General features: G+C 61.3%; 18 protein-coding genes. 1 reads left to right on the top strand and 17 read right to left on the bottom strand.

Annotated features, from left to right (window positions below; all coding sequences use genetic code 11):
* Positions 1-28: 28 nt before the first annotated feature.
* Positions 29-886, top strand: a complete 858-nt coding sequence (locus QZ650_RS11390) for an ARMT1-like domain-containing protein (RefSeq protein WP_292518983.1) — start codon at positions 29-31, stop codon at positions 884-886.
* A gap of 594 nt (positions 887-1,480) precedes the next feature.
* On the opposite strand, the gene QZ650_RS11385 is transcribed toward QZ650_RS11390, so the two are convergent.
* From QZ650_RS11385 to lonB, 17 genes are all read right to left on the bottom strand, one after another.
* Positions 1,481-2,647, bottom strand: coding sequence for a phosphoglycerate kinase (locus QZ650_RS11385; RefSeq protein ID WP_292519350.1), 1,167 nt, complete (start codon positions 2,645-2,647; stop codon positions 1,481-1,483).
* A 71-nt stretch (positions 2,648-2,718) separates the two neighbouring features.
* On the bottom strand, positions 2,719-3,345 hold the full coding sequence (locus tag QZ650_RS11380; protein ID WP_292518985.1) for a V-type ATP synthase subunit D: 627 nt from the start codon (positions 3,343-3,345) through the stop codon (positions 2,719-2,721).
* Positions 3,346-3,351: 6 nt separating this feature from the next.
* The gene (locus QZ650_RS11375; RefSeq protein WP_292518987.1) at positions 3,352-4,737 is read right to left on the bottom strand and encodes an ATP synthase subunit B; all 1,386 of its coding nucleotides are present in this window, start codon (positions 4,735-4,737) and stop codon (positions 3,352-3,354) included.
* 2 nt (positions 4,738-4,739) lie between these two features.
* Positions 4,740-6,494, bottom strand: a complete 1,755-nt coding sequence (locus QZ650_RS11370; protein ID WP_292518989.1) for an ATP synthase subunit A — start codon at positions 6,492-6,494, stop codon at positions 4,740-4,742.
* Positions 6,494-6,796 carry a V-type ATP synthase subunit F gene (locus tag QZ650_RS11365; RefSeq protein WP_292518991.1) on the bottom strand — a complete coding sequence of 101 codons (303 nt, stop codon included), beginning with the start codon at positions 6,794-6,796 and terminating at the stop codon, positions 6,494-6,496. Before QZ650_RS11365 ends, QZ650_RS11370 begins: the two co-directional genes overlap by 1 nt.
* Before the next feature lies 1 nt (position 6,797).
* Positions 6,798-7,853, bottom strand: coding sequence for a V-type ATP synthase subunit C (locus tag QZ650_RS11360; protein ID WP_292518993.1), 1,056 nt, complete (start codon positions 7,851-7,853; stop codon positions 6,798-6,800).
* 12 nt (positions 7,854-7,865) lie between these two features.
* Positions 7,866-8,444, bottom strand: coding sequence for a V-type ATP synthase subunit E family protein (locus QZ650_RS11355; protein ID WP_292518995.1), 579 nt, complete (start codon positions 8,442-8,444; stop codon positions 7,866-7,868).
* An 11-nt stretch (positions 8,445-8,455) separates the two neighbouring features.
* Positions 8,456-8,704 (bottom strand): ATPase, encoded by a 249-nt coding sequence (locus tag QZ650_RS11350; protein WP_292410729.1) that lies wholly within the window; start codon positions 8,702-8,704, stop codon positions 8,456-8,458.
* A 4-nt stretch (positions 8,705-8,708) separates the two neighbouring features.
* On the bottom strand, positions 8,709-10,673 hold the full coding sequence (locus QZ650_RS11345; protein WP_292518997.1) for a V-type ATP synthase subunit I: 1,965 nt from the start codon (positions 10,671-10,673) through the stop codon (positions 8,709-8,711).
* Positions 10,660-10,989, bottom strand: a complete 330-nt coding sequence (locus QZ650_RS11340; protein WP_292518998.1) for a V-type ATPase subunit subunit G family protein — start codon at positions 10,987-10,989, stop codon at positions 10,660-10,662. The genes QZ650_RS11345 and QZ650_RS11340 overlap by 14 nt, the downstream gene beginning before the upstream one ends.
* A gap of 51 nt (positions 10,990-11,040) precedes the next feature.
* Entirely contained in the window at positions 11,041-11,577 is a 537-nt protein-coding gene (locus QZ650_RS11335) for an alpha/beta hydrolase (RefSeq protein ID WP_292519000.1), read from the bottom strand.
* On the bottom strand, positions 11,561-11,716 hold the full coding sequence (locus QZ650_RS11330; protein ID WP_292519002.1) for a hypothetical protein: 156 nt from the start codon (positions 11,714-11,716) through the stop codon (positions 11,561-11,563). Before QZ650_RS11330 ends, QZ650_RS11335 begins: the two co-directional genes overlap by 17 nt.
* 89 nt (positions 11,717-11,805) lie before the next feature.
* Positions 11,806-12,417: a hypothetical protein gene (locus QZ650_RS11325; protein ID WP_292519004.1), complete on the bottom strand. Its 612-nt coding sequence runs from the start codon at positions 12,415-12,417 to the stop codon at positions 11,806-11,808.
* Between the two features lie 591 nt (positions 12,418-13,008).
* Positions 13,009-13,272: a pro-sigmaK processing inhibitor BofA family protein gene (locus tag QZ650_RS11320; RefSeq protein WP_292519005.1), complete on the bottom strand. Its 264-nt coding sequence runs from the start codon at positions 13,270-13,272 to the stop codon at positions 13,009-13,011.
* A gap of 7 nt (positions 13,273-13,279) precedes the next feature.
* Entirely contained in the window at positions 13,280-14,572 is a 1,293-nt protein-coding gene (locus tag QZ650_RS11315) for a metallopeptidase TldD-related protein (protein WP_292519007.1), read from the bottom strand.
* A complete protein-coding gene (locus tag QZ650_RS11310; RefSeq protein ID WP_292519010.1) occupies positions 14,569-15,897 on the bottom strand; it encodes a TldD/PmbA family protein in 1,329 nt (442 codons plus the stop codon). The genes QZ650_RS11315 and QZ650_RS11310 overlap by 4 nt, the downstream gene beginning before the upstream one ends.
* A 6-nt stretch (positions 15,898-15,903) precedes the next feature.
* Positions 15,904-17,841, bottom strand: coding sequence for an ATP-dependent protease LonB (gene lonB, locus QZ650_RS11305; protein ID WP_292519012.1), 1,938 nt, complete (start codon positions 17,839-17,841; stop codon positions 15,904-15,906).
* Positions 17,842-17,901: the final 60 nt, after the last annotated feature.

The raw sequence follows: 17,901 nt of genomic DNA, 5'->3' as shown, positions 1-17,901 counted from the left end.
CGTTCGATGCACCCAACAGTTCTACAGCATGAGGTTTTATACGGGCTGTACGGACTGCCTGATCTCTCGCGTTGAGTATGAGAGCAGGCTCTGCACCGACGATCCGAAGCGCATCCAGGAGATCGTCGACGCGTGCCGGGACCAGCTCCAGCGCATCGCTGCCGACCCGGTGCCCGCACCCGTCATCGCGAGCCGGGTGCACCGCCTTGCTTACCGGATGATCGGCGAGACCGACCCGTACCGAACCCTGAAGAGGGCCAACAATGAGGACGCGCTGACGGTCTCCCGGGCGGTGCGCGGCGACCTTGAATCGTTTCGGGATCTGGTGCTCGCGGCGGTCATCGGCAACACGCTGGACTATGGTTCGCAGGCCCACACCGTCACCGACAACTTTGTTCGGTTCTTTCGCCGGGAGTTTGCGGCAGGGCTGACCGTTGATGACACAGAGGCAATGGAGCCCCTCACCTCCCGGGTGGTCTACCTGGCCGACAACTGCGGAGAGATCGTCTTTGACGCGCTCCTTGCCGATCATCTCAAGCAGAACGGATCGCATGTCACGTTTGCCGTCCGGAGCGCGCCGATCTTGAACGATGCAACGCTTGAGGATGCAGTGGCGCTCGGGCTCGACCGCAGCGTGGACCTGCTCACCACCACCGCCGACGGCATCGCCGAACTCGGCCTCAACCGGGATACGGCTCCACCGGGCCTGATCGATGCCCTGGACCGCGCGACACTCGTCATTGCAAAGGGCATGGCTAACTACGAGTCGCTCTCCGACGAGCGCGATCTTCCGCCCGTGGCGTACCTGATGTCGGTAAAGTGCGCCCCGATCAGTGCCGACATCGGCATTCCCGTCGGCTCCCGGGTCGCTCTCCTCCGGGAGTGATCCCCGGCAGGCCCTGCCGGATGATCGGTGGAGAGCATATAGACATAACCTAAATTTTTCTCAAATGTCAGCAGCCGTTCGTGTCAAAAGGCAATACATCAAGCCCCATTAAGTATTTAGAGACATATATTTGGATAAATATTTAGGGCAAAATATTATATAATAAGCGTTATAGATACTGGAACGGGGTAAGACCACACCCAGCGATCATCAGTCATTCAACCACAGTCAGCAATCACCACACCTACCTACCACAATCACACCTACCAAGAAAGACAACGGTTCGGTCAGGGCAAACCACGGCATATGGCGCCCCTGCACCAGTGTTCAGCGACCACAAGCGAGATTACCCGGACCATGACATTCCCCGGGTGTGGCCCCCACCTCATTCCACCATGAGGCATGACCCCCACCTCGTTTTTTAATTACTCAAGACCGTAAAGAGCGCCGCGGTTCGGCGAAACGCCTGGAACTTGAGGACCGCAAGGCTGCCGGACGTAAGTTACGAAGGCAGGCCTCTGCCCGCTCGGATGGGGAGCACGGCACTAACCAATACTGTAAACTCAGGAGAGAAGAGGCGAGGGCCAGGACCCTTCACCCGAATATCTTCCGGGACATCTCCAGCGCCTCGATGGCGGGCATCTTCTTCCCGGTCAGGAACTCGATCGCCGCGCCTCCGCCGGTGGAGATGTGGGTGAACCGATCCTCGATACCGAGCCGCTCGATCGCCGCACCGGAGTGCCCGCCGCCCACCACCGAGAACTCCGCAGCGGAAGCCGCTTTCAGGAGTTCGAAGGTGCCGACGGCGAACCGCTCCTCCTCAAAGAGCCCGGCCGGCCCGTTCACCACGACCGTCCCGGACCTCGAGATCTCCTGCGAGAGGAGGTTGATCGACTCGGTCCCGAGATCGAGCACCTGGGCATCCTTCGGTATGGCATCCACCGGGTACTCCACACGCTCGCCGTCTTCGCGGATCGCGACCGACTGCGGCATGCCGATACGGTCCCGGTAGGATTCAAGGAGGCTTCTTGCTTTATCGACCTCGCCCCGGTAGCCGAGCTGGTCGATGAGCTGGGCCGAAGGGTGCCCGATCTCGTAGCCTGCCGCAAGCAAAAAGACGTTCCCTACCACCCCGACCATGATCACGCGGTCGGCGGTCCCCAGCTCGAGGACGTTCTCCGCAACCGCGATCGAGTCGTCCACCTTCGTCCCACCGAGGACGAAGGTGACGGGGCGCGGGGCGCCGGTAAAGACCCGGGAGAGGTTCGCAACCTCCTTCTCCATCAGGAGGCCGGCCACCGACGGCAGCGCGAGCGGCAGCCCCACGATCGACGGCTGCGACCGGTGCGCCGTGCCGAAGGCGTCGTTGACGTACACATCGGCCATCGACGCCAGTCTCCGGACAAGGAGGGTCTTCTTTGCCTCCTCAGGTTTCAGGGTCAGATTCTCCTCGGCGGCAAACCGGAGGTTCTCGAGCATCAGGACGTCGCCGCGCTTTGCGCTCTGGACCGCCTCCCGGGCACACCGTCCGAAGATATCCTCGACGTAGGTCACCGGGCGGCCGAGCAGCCGCTCCAGTTTCGCCGCGTGCGCCTCAAGCGTCGTGTAGTCCTTCTTGCCGGGCCTGCTCTGGTGCGTGAGGATGACAAGCCGTGCATCCTCAAGTGCCTGCACCGTCGGCAGGTGCTCCCGGAACCGTTTGTCGTCCAGGATCTGGTTTGACGAGGGATCGATGGGGGAGTTGAAATCAACCCGCAACATCACCGTTCCCGTCAGTTTCCCAGCATCTGCAAGCGTACCGATCTCCACCAGGTATCACCCTGTAACCTTAATCAGACACTCCGCGCCTTAATCTTTTTCAGGCGGAAGAGTTCCTCGCGCTCCATCTCGTCCAGCCGCATCTTGATAAAGTCTCTGGCCTCGGTGAGCTCCGGGATCACCTTGAACTCGAGCGCGTTGACGCGCCGCTTGGTGCCCTCGATCTCATCGAGCAGCCGCTTCATGGTCGTCTCGATCTCGGCAGCCTCGATGATGGACTCGAGCAGGTCCTCAAATGCCTCCGCAGTCTCGTCGATGACCGACGAGGTGCCGAGCATCCCGTAACCACGGTCAAGCACACCCTTGCGGACCGACGACGCCTCGATCTCCGGGACGACGACGCCCATGATGTTCTTGCTTTTGAGGGAGATCGCGGGGACGTCCGCCGTCGAGAAGGCGGCGGCTTTCACCCCGATCGCGCCCTCGACGGTCTCCGCGAGGGCGATCATCTCCATTGCACGCGTATACCGCTCCAGCATCGCGCCGCGGCTGTCTTTGGCCTGCTGCAGCACCTTGAAGAACTCCAGGATCAGCCCATCGCGCTTCATCTTGAGGATGTTATAGCCGCGCTCCGAGAGCTTGATCCGTCGCTTGACGTTGATCAGCTCGGATCGGGTCGGCTTGATATCTCGCAGCGCCATGGACACTTACCCCTGGGCCTTCTTCCGGTACTTCGGGTGATACTTCTGGATCAGTTCGCGGTCGATACGCACGAGCTGCTCTTCAGGCAGCGTCGAGAGGAGGTCCCAGCCGAGGTCGAGCGTCCCCTCGATCGTCCGGTCCTCATACAGGCCCTGCCTGACGAACCGGTCCTCGAAGAGGTCGGCGAACTCAAGGAACATCCGGTCGCGCTCCGAGAGCGCGTCTTTCCCGACGATGGCGACCAGGCCCCGGAGATCGTTACCCTCCGCGTATGCCGCGTAGAGCTGGTCCGAGACCTTCTTGTGGTCCTCGCGGGTGTGCCCCTTCCCGATACCGAGGTTCATCAGACGGGAGAGCGAGGGCAGCACGTTGATCGGCGGGTAGATACCCTTCCGGTGCAGTTCACGGTTGACCACGATCTGGCCTTCGGTGATGTAGCCGGTCAGGTCCGGGATCGGGTGGGTGATATCGTCACCCGGCATCGTCAGGATCGGGATCTGGGTCACCGAGCCCTTGACGCCCTTGATGATACCTGCACGCTCGTAGATGCCTGCAAGGTCCGTGTACATGTACCCCGGATAGCCACGCCGGCCGGGCACTTCTTCACGGGCCGCGCCGATCTGACGGAGCGCCTCGCAGTAGTTGGTCATGTCCGTCAGGATGACGAGCACATGGTAGCCGAGGTCGAACGCCAGGTACTCCGCGGTGGTGAGCGCGAGACGCGGCGTGATGATCCGCTCGACGGCCGGGTCGTCGGCAAGGTTCAAGAAGACGACCGCCCGTTCGAGGGCGCCTGTCTTCTCGAAGTCGGCCATGAAGTAGTTGGCCTCTTCCCGGGTGATACCCATAGCCGCAAAGACCACAGCGAACTCTTCGGTCGAGCCGGGCACCTTTGCCTGCCGGGCGATCTGAAGCGCCACGTCGTTGTGGGGCAGACCCGATGCCGAGAAGATCGGCAGTTTCTGACCACGGACGAGAGTGTTTGTCCCGTCGATCGTCGAGATGCCCGTCTGGATGAAATCCGCAGGGGGCGCCCGGGCGTAGGGGTTGATGGCCGCACCCGTGATCTCGAGCCTCTTTTCCGGCACAATCTCAGGGCCGCCGTCGATCGGCTTACCGCCGCCGGAGAGGATACGACCGAGCATGTCCTTTCCGACCGGCATCTTGATCGTCTCGCCGGTGAACCGGATCCCCGAGTCCCTGCCGATACCTGCAGTGGTCTCGAAGACCTGGACGACCACGATCTCGTCGCTCGTGTCCAGCACCTGGCCGCGTTTGACCGTACCATCGGCGGTCACGATGTTAACGAGCTCATTGTAACCCACCGGCTCCGTCTTCTCGACGAAGACCAGGGGGCCGGCAATCTGTGCAACCGTTCTATACTCCTTCATGGTCACGCCGCCCTCATCGCATCGAATTCAGCTTCCATGTCTTTCAGGATCTTCTCAAGCGCAGGCACATAGTCGCTGATGAACTTGATCTGCGGAAGCTCGTTCTTGCTCCTTATGCCGATGACCTGTGCCGGAGTCGCTCCGCCTGCCTGGGCAGCACGCGCGAGGTCGGCGTAATGCTTGATCGCCTTCATCATGTCGTACTGCTTGCTCATCGAGCAGTAGGTGTCAACCGGATCGTAGGCGTTCTGCTGCAGGAAGATCTCACGGATCATCCTGGCCACCTCGATCGTGACCTGCTCTTCGTCAGGGAGAGCGTCCGAACCGACCAGCTGGACAATCTCCTGGAGTTCGGCTTCCTTCTGGAGGACACCCATCGCCCAGGCCCGGAGCGGGTTCCACTCGGGCGAGACCTCCTTGTCATACCACTCGTTGAGCGAGTCAAGGTAGAGCGAGTAGGAGTTCAGCCAGTTGATGGCCGGGAAGTGCCGGCGCTGGGAGAGCTTCGCGTCCAGTGCCCAGAAGACCTTGACGATACGCAGGGTGTTCTGGGTGACCGGCTCTGAGAAGTCACCACCGGGCGGCGATACCGCACCGATGACCGAGACCGAACCGCTCGTTCCGTTGTTGTTGACCACACGGCCGGCACGCTCGTAGAACTCCGAGAGGCGTGCCGCAAGGTACGCGGGATATCCTTCCTCACCGGGCATCTCCTCAAGACGGCTGGAGATCTCACGCATGGCTTCTGCCCACCGGGAGGTGGAGTCGGCCATCAGGGAGACGTCGTAGCCCATGTCGCGGAAATACTCGGCGATCGTGATCCCCGTGTAGACAGATGCTTCACGGGCCGCAACAGGCATGTTCGAGGTGTTTGCGATCAGCACCGTCCGCTCCATCAGCGGCTTGCCGGTCTTCGGGTCCTCGAGTTCGGGGAACTCCGTCAGAACCTCGGTCATCTCGTTGCCGCGCTCGCCGCAACCGATGTAGACGACGATCTCGGCATCGGACCACTTCGCAAGCTGCTGCTGGGTGACCGTCTTACCGCTCCCGAACGGACCGGGGATAGCGGCCGTTCCGCCCTTCGCGATAGGGAAGAGACCATCCAGAATCCGCTGACCGGTGATCAGCGGGATGTCCGGGTTCAACTTCTCCTTCACCGGGCGAGGGACACGGACCGGCCAGCGCTGGAGCATCGCGATCTCGGTGCCGTCCTCGAAGGTGCAGACGGTCTCGTCGACCGTGAAGTTGCCACCCGAGATCTTCTTGATCTTGCCGCCCTTCGACCTGGGCGGGACCATGACCTTATGGACGATGTTCGTCTCCTGGACCGTGCCGATGATGTCGCCGGCCTTGACTTCGTCGCCTTTCTTCACCGTGGGCACAAACTCCCACTTCTTCTCGTGGGAGAGGCCGGGGGCCGAGACGCCGCGCTCGATGAAGTTGCCCATCTTGTCCACGAGCACCTCGAGCGGCCGCTGAATCCCGTCGTAGATACTGGTCAGCAGACCGGGCCCGAGCTCCACTGCGAGCGAGAGGCCGGTATTCTCCACCGGTTCACCGGGCCTGATGCCGGCGGTATCTTCGTAGACCTGGATGATGATGTTCTCACCCTGGATCTTGATGACCTCCCCCATCAGTTCTTCATTGCCGACCTTCACCACGTCGTACATGTGTGCGTCGAGACCGACAGCAGTGACGACCGGCCCTGAAATCCGTTTCAGGACTCCTTGAGTCCTGTTTGCTGTTCCTTTCTTCATTACTTCCACAGATCAACACCCACCGATCTCTTGATTCTCTCTCTCATCGACAGACCGCCTTCTTCGCCGCCGATGGCGATCACCGTCGGCTTAACGGAGTTCTCGAGGGTGGTGCGAAGTCGCAGGGGGATCCGCTCCATGTCACTGCCCTTCAGCACGAGAATGCCGACGTCACTGTCCTCCAGAACCTGGTTGATGTGCTCGACCAGCCGTTCGTCGGTCTCAGCCGCATAGGTCTTTCTGACGCCAGCGAGCCTGAAACCGAGGATGAATTCATCGGTACCGACAACTGCGATCTCCATTCTACATCACCAGGTAGCCCTGCAATCGCTCACCGGGGAGGCCAACTTCCTTGCCCCGGGCGAGGGCGCGAAGGTTCGCGACCTCGTACTTCTTCTCCTCCAGGTAGACCAGGATGGGGAGGATCGAGAACGGGTAGCGCTTCGACATCCGCTCCATCTGTTCGAGCTGGACGCGCGTCAGCGCAACCTCGATCTCATGGATGGCACTCTTGCCCCGGATCGACTCGAGCGTGTTTAAGAGCGGGGTCATCCTGACCTGCCTCTTTAACGCGTCGATGAACTCGTCCCGGTCCTCAACCGTTGAGAGCCGCTGCAGTTCCTCCACCGAGAACGAACCGCCGGGAATCATCAGTTCCCGCACGTCCTCATGGACGCGCCCGGCTTGAAGCCGGAAGAGGTTCTGAATGTTCCGGGTATCGATCTCGAGCTCGATGTACTTCCGGAATATATCCCCGCCCTTGATGCCTCCCGTGGCGTCGGCGAGCAGCCGCGCGTAGTAACCCTTGTAGAGTTCGTTCTCCAGGTGGGCAAACGACCCGGTCTCTATCGCGCGGGGAAGTTCCCGCTCGAGGATCGGGTAGAACCGTTCGCCCTTGAGCGCCTCGGCGACCCGTTCCGGCGATTCTTCGGCGAGGAGACGGTCGAGAGCGACCTTGTTCAGCCTGCCGGCCGGGATCAGGACCTCTTTGATCTTACCCGGCCGCATACCCTGCAGCTTACCGCGCAGGATAGTGACGACGTTCTGGATATCCCATCGGCGCAGGTAACTCGCGGTGAAGTACTTCAGTTCCCCGGGCACAAGCTCCAGGATACTCTGGTACTCCTTGGCGAGGTTCCAGCTCAATGCCTCCTCTACGAGGTCGATCCCGGAGAAGGAGGTGCCGAGTTCATCGATCTCGGACCGGTAGTTGGTCTCGCCGATGAACCGGGTGATCTCAGGCAGGCTCATATTCAGCATCCGGAGATAATCTTCGCGCGGTATCAGCAGCGATCTCCGCACCCGCAGGCGAGTGCAGGCGTAGATGTACTGGGCTGATCCGCTACTTATCCCTGCCATGTATGAACCTCCTCACGTAAACAGGATATCTGACACATCCTTCAGACCGGATTCCCAGACTTCTCCCAGGAACGTACCGTAGCTGTAGTCAAGCTGCAGCTCGCCGTCGTTGCTCTCGATGATGACGCCCCCGGGAATGTCAACCGGGTCGCCCATGGTGTAGCCCGAGAGAGTCTTTAACCGGGAGATGATCCCTTCGGCAACAGGGATGTCCCGCTCGTTTGTATGCACGACACCCTTTTTGATCACCTTTGCCGCTCTCTTCAACAGGTCTGTGAGCGCCTTCTCCTGGAACTCAGCAGGCAGGTCACCGATAGCAGCGAGTGAGGCCGAATAGACCTGATCCAGGAGCGTCTTCTGGGCGTTCAGGACCTGCCGTTTGACGACAAGGTTCGCTGCGGAGACTTCCTGGTTGGTGACGTGGGTGGCCGCCCGGTCCGCCTCCTCTTCAGCTGAGAGTTTAATCTCGGCGGCGCGGGCCTGCGCATCCTTCAAGATCTCCTCGACTTCAGCGCGGGTCTCTGCCCGTATCGCCTCGACCTCCTTTCGCCCTTTCTCCCGGATCTCGTTGACAACTGCTTCGAGTCCCATGGTTCACTCCATTAGAACAGAAGCAGCAGTGCAACCACAAGACCGAAGATGACAATGGTTTCGGGGATAACCGTAAACAGCAGTGCGAGACCGAACATATCTCTGTTCTCTGCGGTTGCACCGACTGCGGCTGCACCGATGCCCATCTCTGCAAGACCGGTGCCGACACCGGTGAGACCTACTGCGAGGCCTGCGCCGACTGCGCTCATTCCTGCCTGCGATGCCTGTACCATTTCAAGAGTTGTGCCAACATCTACCATTTCCTTATTCCTCCGTGAATTTAAGTTTCATACCGAATGGGTTGTACTTCTTGCCTCCACCTTTGTAGAACTTGGTGAAGAACTCAACATAGTGAAGACGAATCGAGTGCAGACCGCCACCAAGGAGACCGAGTGCTGTGTTCAGCACGTGCCCCAACAGGAAGACGAGAATGCCGACGATGATGAGGATCACACCGACCGGTGTGATTGCTTCAAGCTGGGGCTCAATCATCATCCCTATCGAGATGTAGTTGACTACCATCGCGATTGCGACCGATGATAAGCCCACCGCCGTCAGACGGGCGTAAGACAACACGTGACTGATGATTGTCGGAAGCTCGACGACCTCGAGCGGGTTCTCCTGCGCGATCCCGATGATACCGGCCACCAGAAGGACGACCCCCGTTACGGCGGCAAGGTTGAACCCCATGGCAACAACGGGAAGACCCGTCAGGTCGGGCATCATCGGTATGGGGAAGAACGCCCAGATCAGGAGCAGCAGACCCCACATGAACCCGAGCCAACCGAGGTTGGAGATCATCGCTTTCGTCGCGTGTTTGCCGTGGTAAAGGCTCCGTGCGTTGCGCGTGCCGATAAGGCGCCCGAGCGTGATGTGCAGGATACCGATCCAGATCGCAATGATCATCAGTTCGACGACCTGTGGACCGTGACCGGTCGCGGCTCCCCCGATGTTGAGGTGTCGGGAGAAGAACAGCGGCTCCCACGGGAGCGCGAACCCGAAGGCCTCGCTGTAGAGTACGCCGAAGATGATACTTGATATGCTTGAGATACTGAGCACCTTAAGAAGGGCTCTTCCTCCCTCACTCTTCAGGACCTTCCGCAGCCCGAGGCTCAGGGCAAGCAGAACGGCGCCGTAGCCTACGTCGCCGAGGATCATCCCGAAGAAGATGGGGAACACAATAGCCAGCAGCAGTGTCGGGTCAAGTTCGGAGTACCGCGGCCGGCCGTAGAGGTCCATGAGCAACTGCGATGGTGTGGCAAACGACGGGTTCTGATACTCCACCGGGACACTGGTATCGTCGTCGACTTCCAGTTCCTCGATGTAGATCCTGTCGTTGGTCGCCCTTTTCAGTGCTTCCTGGATCCTGTCCGCCCGGTCACCGGGCACCCATCCTTCAGTGATGAAGGTCTCCTCTGTGGTAGCAAATCGCAACGGGGCCTCCGCCCGCTCTACGTCAGCCGTGAGTAGTTCATCGCATGCTACCAGAAAGTCGGTGTGCCTGGCACAGATGCTCGCGATCTTACCGTTGATCGTGGCGAGCTCGCCGTTAATCTTTTGGATCTCATCGTTATGGGCTTTCAGGCGGTCAGCCGGCGCCCCGGTCTCTTCCGGGACGGGGATTGCCTGGAAGCCGGCATCGAGAAGCATCCGCTCGACCTGCTCGCGGTGCTCGTTCGGCACCACGGCGACGATCATGTTGCCGTCCACCCTGTCGGAAAAATATTTCTCGTGAGGGACGTCGATGGTTACGTCGTGCGCGATATGCCCGGTAAAGACCGTAAACCGCGTATACCCGCGGTATAACTCCAGATCCAGAGGGGCGGCAGCGAACGGTTCAAACTCTTTCGCGCGTTGTTCGTGCTCCTTCTGCCGCGTCTCCAGTCTTGAGCGCGATGCGACGAGACCTTCCACCTCTTCTACGATTGAAGGGAGGTCTGTCCGAATCATCGCCCTGACTTTTGATGCGGGGAGTCGCGTTCTGACTTCTACGTTCTCCGGGTCTATCCCGCACGCGTTCTCAATGGCCCTGATCTTGATGAGCGCCGAGGCTGCATCACTCGCTCCGGAGAGTGGGTGACCGATCGAGAGACCATCACCGGACGTGCTCTCCGGCACAAAGTCTTCTATGTGGTAGACGTTGTGACGATAGAGTTCTCTGATGATCGTATCGATCTCACTCTTCGGGGCCGCGATGAGCAGGCGGCGCATCCGTTCAGGCCTTAACATGCAGCTGCTCCTTAAACCGTGTAACAACAAAGTCTACAGCTTTTGCAAGGTTCTTATTTCCCTGTGCTTTCAGCGCTTCTGCGCGTGTTTCACCCTCCCTGACGATCTCTTTGTACCTGTTCTGCGCCTGGGCTCGTGCCTCCGCTAGACGCTGATTCCTGTAGTCACCGGCATCGTTCTGTGCCTTCTGGACCAGGCTTTCAGCCTCCTGCTCGGCATCGGAGAGGCTTTTCTTCCTCTCGGCCTGCGCATCACGGATCATTGCCTGATACTCTTCTTCAGTTTCCCTGATGCTCTTCAGGACATCGGTCTTCATCAAACCCTCCTTCTCACGGCCTATGAATATTTGATGAAATTGAGCATATATTTATTGTTGTTTGTCCGCTGAGTAATTTTCTGCATCCAGATGCTCGACCACCACCCCGGATGGCAAGTTTTTTATCATAATACCGCCGCCAACTCCGGCAAGCAAGACCCCTGAAAACTCCCCCGATGAGCAGAGCAGGTGCTGTTCGGGATGGGTTCCCCGCCGGATATCACAGGAGAGCAGGATCTCCGGGGCTACCGAGACGACCATCGACAGTCTTCTCGAGCCCGGGTGATCTTTGGGGAGGACGACGAGCGGGATGTGGTAGTGCCTGACCAGCTCAAGCATCAGGTAGGCCTGCCTGATTGGCCCGCCCTCCGGCATGGAGACGGCGATAAGGTCGTCCGGGTCGACCGCGAGGCAGTACTCGTCGTCCGGGGTCTCGATGCAGAGCGTGAACCGCGAGGCGGCTTTCGCAACAAGCAGAAAAGAGCGTTCTCCCCGGATGAGCAGGAGTTCCTCGCCGAGGGGGACGGTCACCCCGTCCGGCCCGGCAGAAGAACTCCCGGAAGTGCCGCCTTCAGACTTCTTCGACATCTTCCGACTGGCAGCTCGGGCACATCGGCCGCTTCCCGATGCCCTTGAACCGCTCGCCGCATTCCTTGCAGCGGTAACTCTTGCCTTTCACCCGCTCGCCATCGAACTCAATATCGACCGGTCCACCGACTGTACACATCTGGCATCACCAGGAGAGAGATGGAAGGCAGAGGATAAAACCTTATCGCGGCACTCCCGGGAGAACCGGTTCTGCGGCTCGCCGGGGATTCACCTCCGGGCGGGTGCTCTCTTCTTCTGCATCTTCTGCCACCGCTTGAGGAGGAACGCCGCGACGACAAGGACGAAGAGCGTATTGAAGAGCGTCCATATGATCGGGTCCTCGAAATCGGTGCCGATCAGGTTCCCGTGCACGACGGCAAAGAAGAGAACGACGTACATCAGGCCATGCACCCATCGCCAGTACTTCGGGATGTACTTCCGGAGCACCACGGCGGCGAACGCGATATACAGCAGGTAGAGGGCGGGCCGGCCTGCGTTCAGCCAGAACCGCTCCCAGGGAGAGAAGACCGGGATGAAGAGGGCAGGGTTCATCGACCGCAGGGCAAGGGTCACCGGGTGGAGCGTGGGGAGGAGGAGGCCGACGGCGGCGAAGATATGGTGCACAGCGAGAAACGGTCTCCCGAAGACCTTCATGATCTCGCGGAGGAACGGTGTCAGGATGGTCGCGATACTGAGAGCAAGGAAACCCCAGAGGGCGAGGAGGCGGGCTATGACGCGAAAGGGGTCCTCGTACGGTGTGGTCAGCACCACTGCGGCAACAAGCGCATACAGGGCCAGGATGACGGCGGCAACGAGCATGCCGGCCCGGGGGAGAGGCATGGTTCCGGGAGAGCCACGGCAGGAGATAAGGGTTTCGGCCGGGTGTGGGCCCGGGAGTGGGTCGGCCGGCGCCGGGGGACATCCGGAGTTCGAGCACTTGAGGGGGGCATCATGCAAGCATTCGGAGCCCCAGACGTTCGAAGGGGTTTGGATAACTTTGAAGAGAGAGGGGTGCTGCTCCCTTGTGGGTTGTTTGCCTGAAGGGGCTTGAATGTCCTCAGAGTGCACCCCGGGCACGGATTTCGGGGGGATATCGCCACAGGGGGTGGGGCTGACGGGGAGGGGGGTCTCCCCCCTCCCCTGTCTCGATCCTGTAAGGGGACATGTAACCCCCACCCCGCCCGGCCTTCGGCCTCCTCCCCCGCCCCCTGGGGGGGCGGGGGCAGTGCGTGGCGATAAGCGACTGGCCGAAGGGCAGGAGCTCGAGCACCGGAGGTGCGCAGTCCACCACGGTCCACTGCATAGGGACTTTACCTTGCTTAAGTTTTATCTTCGCTAGGTGGATGACCAAAACAGTCCAACCGTTGAGGTACTAACCCAAAAATCAAACCCCGGCCGCCCCGTCGGCCGGAAAACATCTAATGTGCCCTCTCAGATCGCAATCCCGACAAGGTGCAGCAGCACCAGGACCAGGGCGCCCGGAAGCCCCCCGAGGGCGCAGATGAGGATGGATACGAGGTTGACCTGGATGTCAGGTGCGCCGAACAGGGCGAGGATGTTGAAGTAGTTCAGGAGCCAGAGGGTGATGAGCCCGGCGACGGCGTTGATGACGAGCGTCAGGGCCTTCTTCATGAGATAGTAGAGCGCTGCGGCTATCGCAACCGCAAGAAGGATGGCGAGGATCTCTTCCATCATCGATTATCTATTTACCAATGATCTGCTGGTTATTTAACCGTATTGATGGAATCGTCAGCCGTCCGACGCGTCTTGAGTCTTTTCCGAGCCCCCCGATCTCCCGGAGCATCTCAAAGACGTTCCCGGAGAGCATCGCTGTCCGGACGGGTTCGACGAGGTCCCCGCCTTCCACCCAGAACGGGTTTGAGATCTCCACCGAGAAGTCGCCGGAGAACGGGTTCGCGGTATGGGCACCCACGACATCGTGGATCCAGACCGCCCGCTCATCGCCGGGCTCTTTTACCCTCGGCCCGTCCACGAAGAGGTTGTGGAACCCGATCCCGGGGGGATCGCCCCCGGAGCGGACCGCACTCCCGGTGCTCTCCTCGCTGTAGCGGTAACCGGTCTTGAGATCGTAGGCGAACCGCCGGAGCACTCCCTGCTCCACGAAGACCAGGCGGCGGGTGGGGACGCCTTCCGCGTCCCAGGTGGTGCTCCCGAGGCCGGGGGCAAACGGGTCGTCGTAGACGGAGAAGGATTCGTCAAAGACCTGGTCGCCGACCTTATCCGCGAGGAACGATCGGCCGGCCTTCACGTTCCGCCCGGAGAGGGCCGGGAGAAGGACCTGCCCGAGGATGCTTGCCGCCGCAATCGGGGAGAGGACGACGTCGTAGCGCCCGGTCTCGATATCCTTGCCGCCGAGAGAACGGGCGGCAAGCGAGGCCGCCTGCTCCCCGACAGAACGGGCGTCGATATCGGCTCGGAACGGAGAGGCGTCGAACTCGTAGCCCGTGGACTGCTCCCGAATCGCTTCGAGAGATACCGAAGCCACCGTCCGGTCCATGCCGTAGAGAGTGCCGCTCGAGTTTGCGACCATCATGTACGACCGGGCGAGGTTCGCGCCCCCGCCGACGACCTCAACGGGGTGTTCCGCCGCGCCGGAGAGGAGGTCCGCCACCATCCCCGCCGCATCGTCCACGGTGACGACGAGATCCCGGTCGGACGAGGATGCGGTGCCCGCGAGATCGGTGGGTTTCGGGAGGCCGCCCCACTGCTGCGGTGTCGAGAGGCGCCCGCTTGCAAGCGCCGCGTCCAGGCACGCTCTCCACCGGTCGGGATCGCTCGTGGCGGAGAACCCTATCCGCCCGTCCTTGACGGTCCGGATGGCCATGCTCCAGGCCTCCGACTCCTCGGCCGTGCCGAGGATCCCCTTCTTGATCTCGGTGCTGACGCTCTCCCCCCGGGCGTAGAAGACCTCGACCTCGTCGGCCTCGCGCTCGCCCTCCCGGAGAACCCGGTTGATCAGGTCTTCGCCGTTCATTCGCCTCGCCCCCCGATGGTTGCACTCTCAAGCAGGAGATGCGGCGCGCCGTCGCTCACCGGCACGCTCTGCCCGCCTTTGCCGCAGTAGCCCGGGCTCATCTTCCGGTCGTTCCCGATGAGGGCGATGTTATGGAGCGTCGAGAGGATCTCGCCCGAGAGCGAGACGTCCCTGACCATATCGGTCGTCTCGCCGCCCTCGATGAGGTAGCCGTACTCCGCGTTGAACTGAAAGACCCCTCGCCCCGGGTCGACCTGGCCGCCGCGCGACCCGATCAGCAGGATGCCGTCCTTGCACTCGGCGATGATCTCGTCGTAGGTCGCACCGCCGTTCTCGATGAAGGTGTTGCTCATCCGGACGATCGGCGGCGCCCCGTGCTCGGAGCGGGCGTGCCCGGGAACCCCGTTCCCGACCGCCGCGAGGGTCTCGCGGTTGTGGAGGTAGGAGGTGAGGATGCCGTCGCGGATGATCTCCGTGCGCTCTACCGCGACACCCTCGGCGTCGACGGGCATGAACCCGAACTCGGGGAGGGAGGGATCGTCGACGATGACGAGCCCCGGACACCCGATCGCTTCACCGATCCTCCCCCCGAGGACCGATGCGCCTTCGCGGACGAGGTCGCCCTCGCTCGCGTGGCCGACCGCCTCGTGGGTGAAGACGCCGGCGAGTTCCGGGTCAAGCACGGCCCGTCGTGTCCCGCCCTTCGGGAGTTTCGCGTCGAGCAGGGAGACCGCGACCTCCCCGGCCTTCCGGCCGAGGTCCTGCTTGTCGCGGAGGTTAAAGCCGGTGATGATGTGGTCGCGTTCGCTCCCCATCTGCATCACCCCGTTTCTGGACGCGATCGCGAGGACCGAGAACCCGGACCGGACCGCCTCGTAGGAGTACTCGTTCCCTTCTGAATCCAGGAACCGGACCGTGTCGATCCCCTCGGTGTAGCGGGCCCGGGTGTTTGTCACCCCATCGACCCGTGCCGCCCCCTCGATCCCGGCAAGCAGCCGGGTCTTCTCCTCGAGGTCGACGTCCCGCGGGTCCTCACCGAGCGGCGGGACGGAAAGCACGCCCCGGGGCGCATCGGCAAGGTCGAGCTGGTCCTGCGTGACGGCCGCAAGGCGTGCCGCCGCCTCGATGAGGTCGGTTACCTCGCGTTTCGAATCGATCTCAACGTGATCGCGGGTGAGGATGCCCCAGCCCTGCGGCCCGAGCACCCGGATCACGGCTTTGTCAAAAAATGAGGTGCCTGCGGACTCGACCACCCCGTTGTCGATATCGACCTGGGTGATCTCGCCCCGCACGCACCTGATGTCGTAGTATCGTACATCAGGCATAAGGCATCAGACCGCGGAGCGCCCGGCGTTCGGGTCGAAGATGGTGGTCGGGGTGACCGCCAGCTTCTGAATCTTCGAGAGGAATCCTTCACGGTTCTCGGGCATGAGCGCGTTCTGGAGAACCTCCTCGATATGGTCGACCGGCACCACCTCGACCATCGTGCGGTACCGCTCCTCGATGAGGACGTCGTCTAAGTTCGACCGCGGTATGATCACCCTCTTGATCCCGGCCTTTGCCGCCGCCTCGATCTTGTAGGTGACCCCGCCGATGGGGAGAACGTCGCCCCGGACCGAGAGGGAACCGGTCATCGCGACGTCCTGGCGAACCGGGATGTTCTCGATGGCGCTGATCACCGCTGTTGCCACGGTGACGGAGGCCGAATCGCCCTCCACGCCGCCATAGGTGCCGATGAACTGGACGTGGATATCCATGTTCTTGACGTCCTTGCCCGTGAACTTCTTGATGAGGGCGCTGACGTTCGTTATCGATTCTTTGGCGATATCCTGGAGCATCCCGGTCGCGATGACCGAGCCGGTGGCTCCCTGGCTCGGGGTCACCTCGGCCATCACCGGGAGGACCGAGCCCGAGTCGTTCCCCATCACGGCAAGACCGTTCACCCGTCCTATCCGGGTGCCCTCGACGACAGCAAGGTCGTAATCACGGCTCCGCCGGATGTACTCATCAGAGATCTGGTCCTCGATCGAGCGGGATGTCGACTTTGCGGCGATGACGTGCTTCTCGGTGGTGAACTCCGCACCCTCCTGCCGGGCGAGGTCTCCCGCCACCCGGATGAGCCCGCCCATGTCACGGAGTTTCAGGGTCAGGTGACCCTTCCGGTTCGAGCGGCGCCGGGCCTCGCGGAGCACCTCGAGCATGGCGCTGCGGTCGAAGTGCGGGATCTTCCCGTCGTTCTTGACCTCCTGGGCGATGAACCGGAGGAACTTCTTCCGGTTCTCCGGGGTGTCCTCCATCGTCTCCCGCATGTAGACCTCATAGCCGTAACCCCGGATACGCGACCGGAGCGCCGGATGCATCCCCTGGATAGCGTCGAGGTTGCCTGCCGCAATCATGACGAACCGGCAGGGGACCGGTTCGGTCCGGACCATCGCACCGCTCGAACGCTCGCTCTGGCCGGTGATCGGGAACGTACCCTCCTGGAGCGCGGTCAGCAGGTTCTGCTGCGAGTGCGGTGTGAGGGTGTTGATCTCGTCGATGAAGAGCACGCCCCCGTGCGCCCGGTGGATGGCGCCTCCCTCGACGCGGTCGTGGGACGGGGTCTCAAGACCGCCGCTCTGGAAGGGGTCGTGCCGGACGTCGCCGAGCAGGGCGCCCGCGTGGGAGCCGGTGGCGTCGACGAACGGCGCGGGGGTGTTCGGGTCATGGGAGATCAGGAGCTTCGGGACCATCGTCTCCTCGCGTGGCGTCGAGTACTTCAACGCCATGAAGATGAACGCGGCGGCGATGATCCCCATGAGCCACTGGTAGGTGATGATCGCGTAGCCGATGATGCCGATGATGAGAAGCATGATAAGGGTGCTTCGCATCTGGATCTTCTTTCTCGCCTCCACCTTGTGGGCGGTGACGATCTGCTTGCCGCGGCTTGCCGGCACAGTTCTAATGATGGGATTATTGTTATCCTCGGGGTTTGGGTAGACAAGAATGTCCTGCAGTTCCTCCTTTGGAAGAAGCTCGGCCATCGCCTTTGCCAGCATCGATTTGCCGGTTCCGGGGGTGCCGATCATCATCACGTGCCTGCGCTGGACCGCAGCCTTCCGGATCACCTCGACGGCATGTTCCTGGCCAATGACCTGATCGATGAGATTCGGGGGTACCTCGATGTCTGACGATGCGCTCAGCTCGAGACCGGTAAAGACGTCCGTCTCCGCCAGGTCGTCATTTGTGAGCTCGATCTTTGGAATATCTTCTGAAGTCGTTGAATCCATCGTCGGGTTTACCTCTTTGCTGCACTGATACTTATATAATTTATTCATCCTCGTTCAAAT

It is taken from the genome of Methanoculleus sp., from assembly GCF_020696975.1.
Classification (GTDB): Archaea; Halobacteriota; Methanomicrobia; order Methanomicrobiales; family Methanoculleaceae; genus Methanoculleus.
The sequence above is the reverse complement of the archived record's forward strand: the minus strand, read 5'-3'. Positions and strand labels throughout refer to the sequence as shown.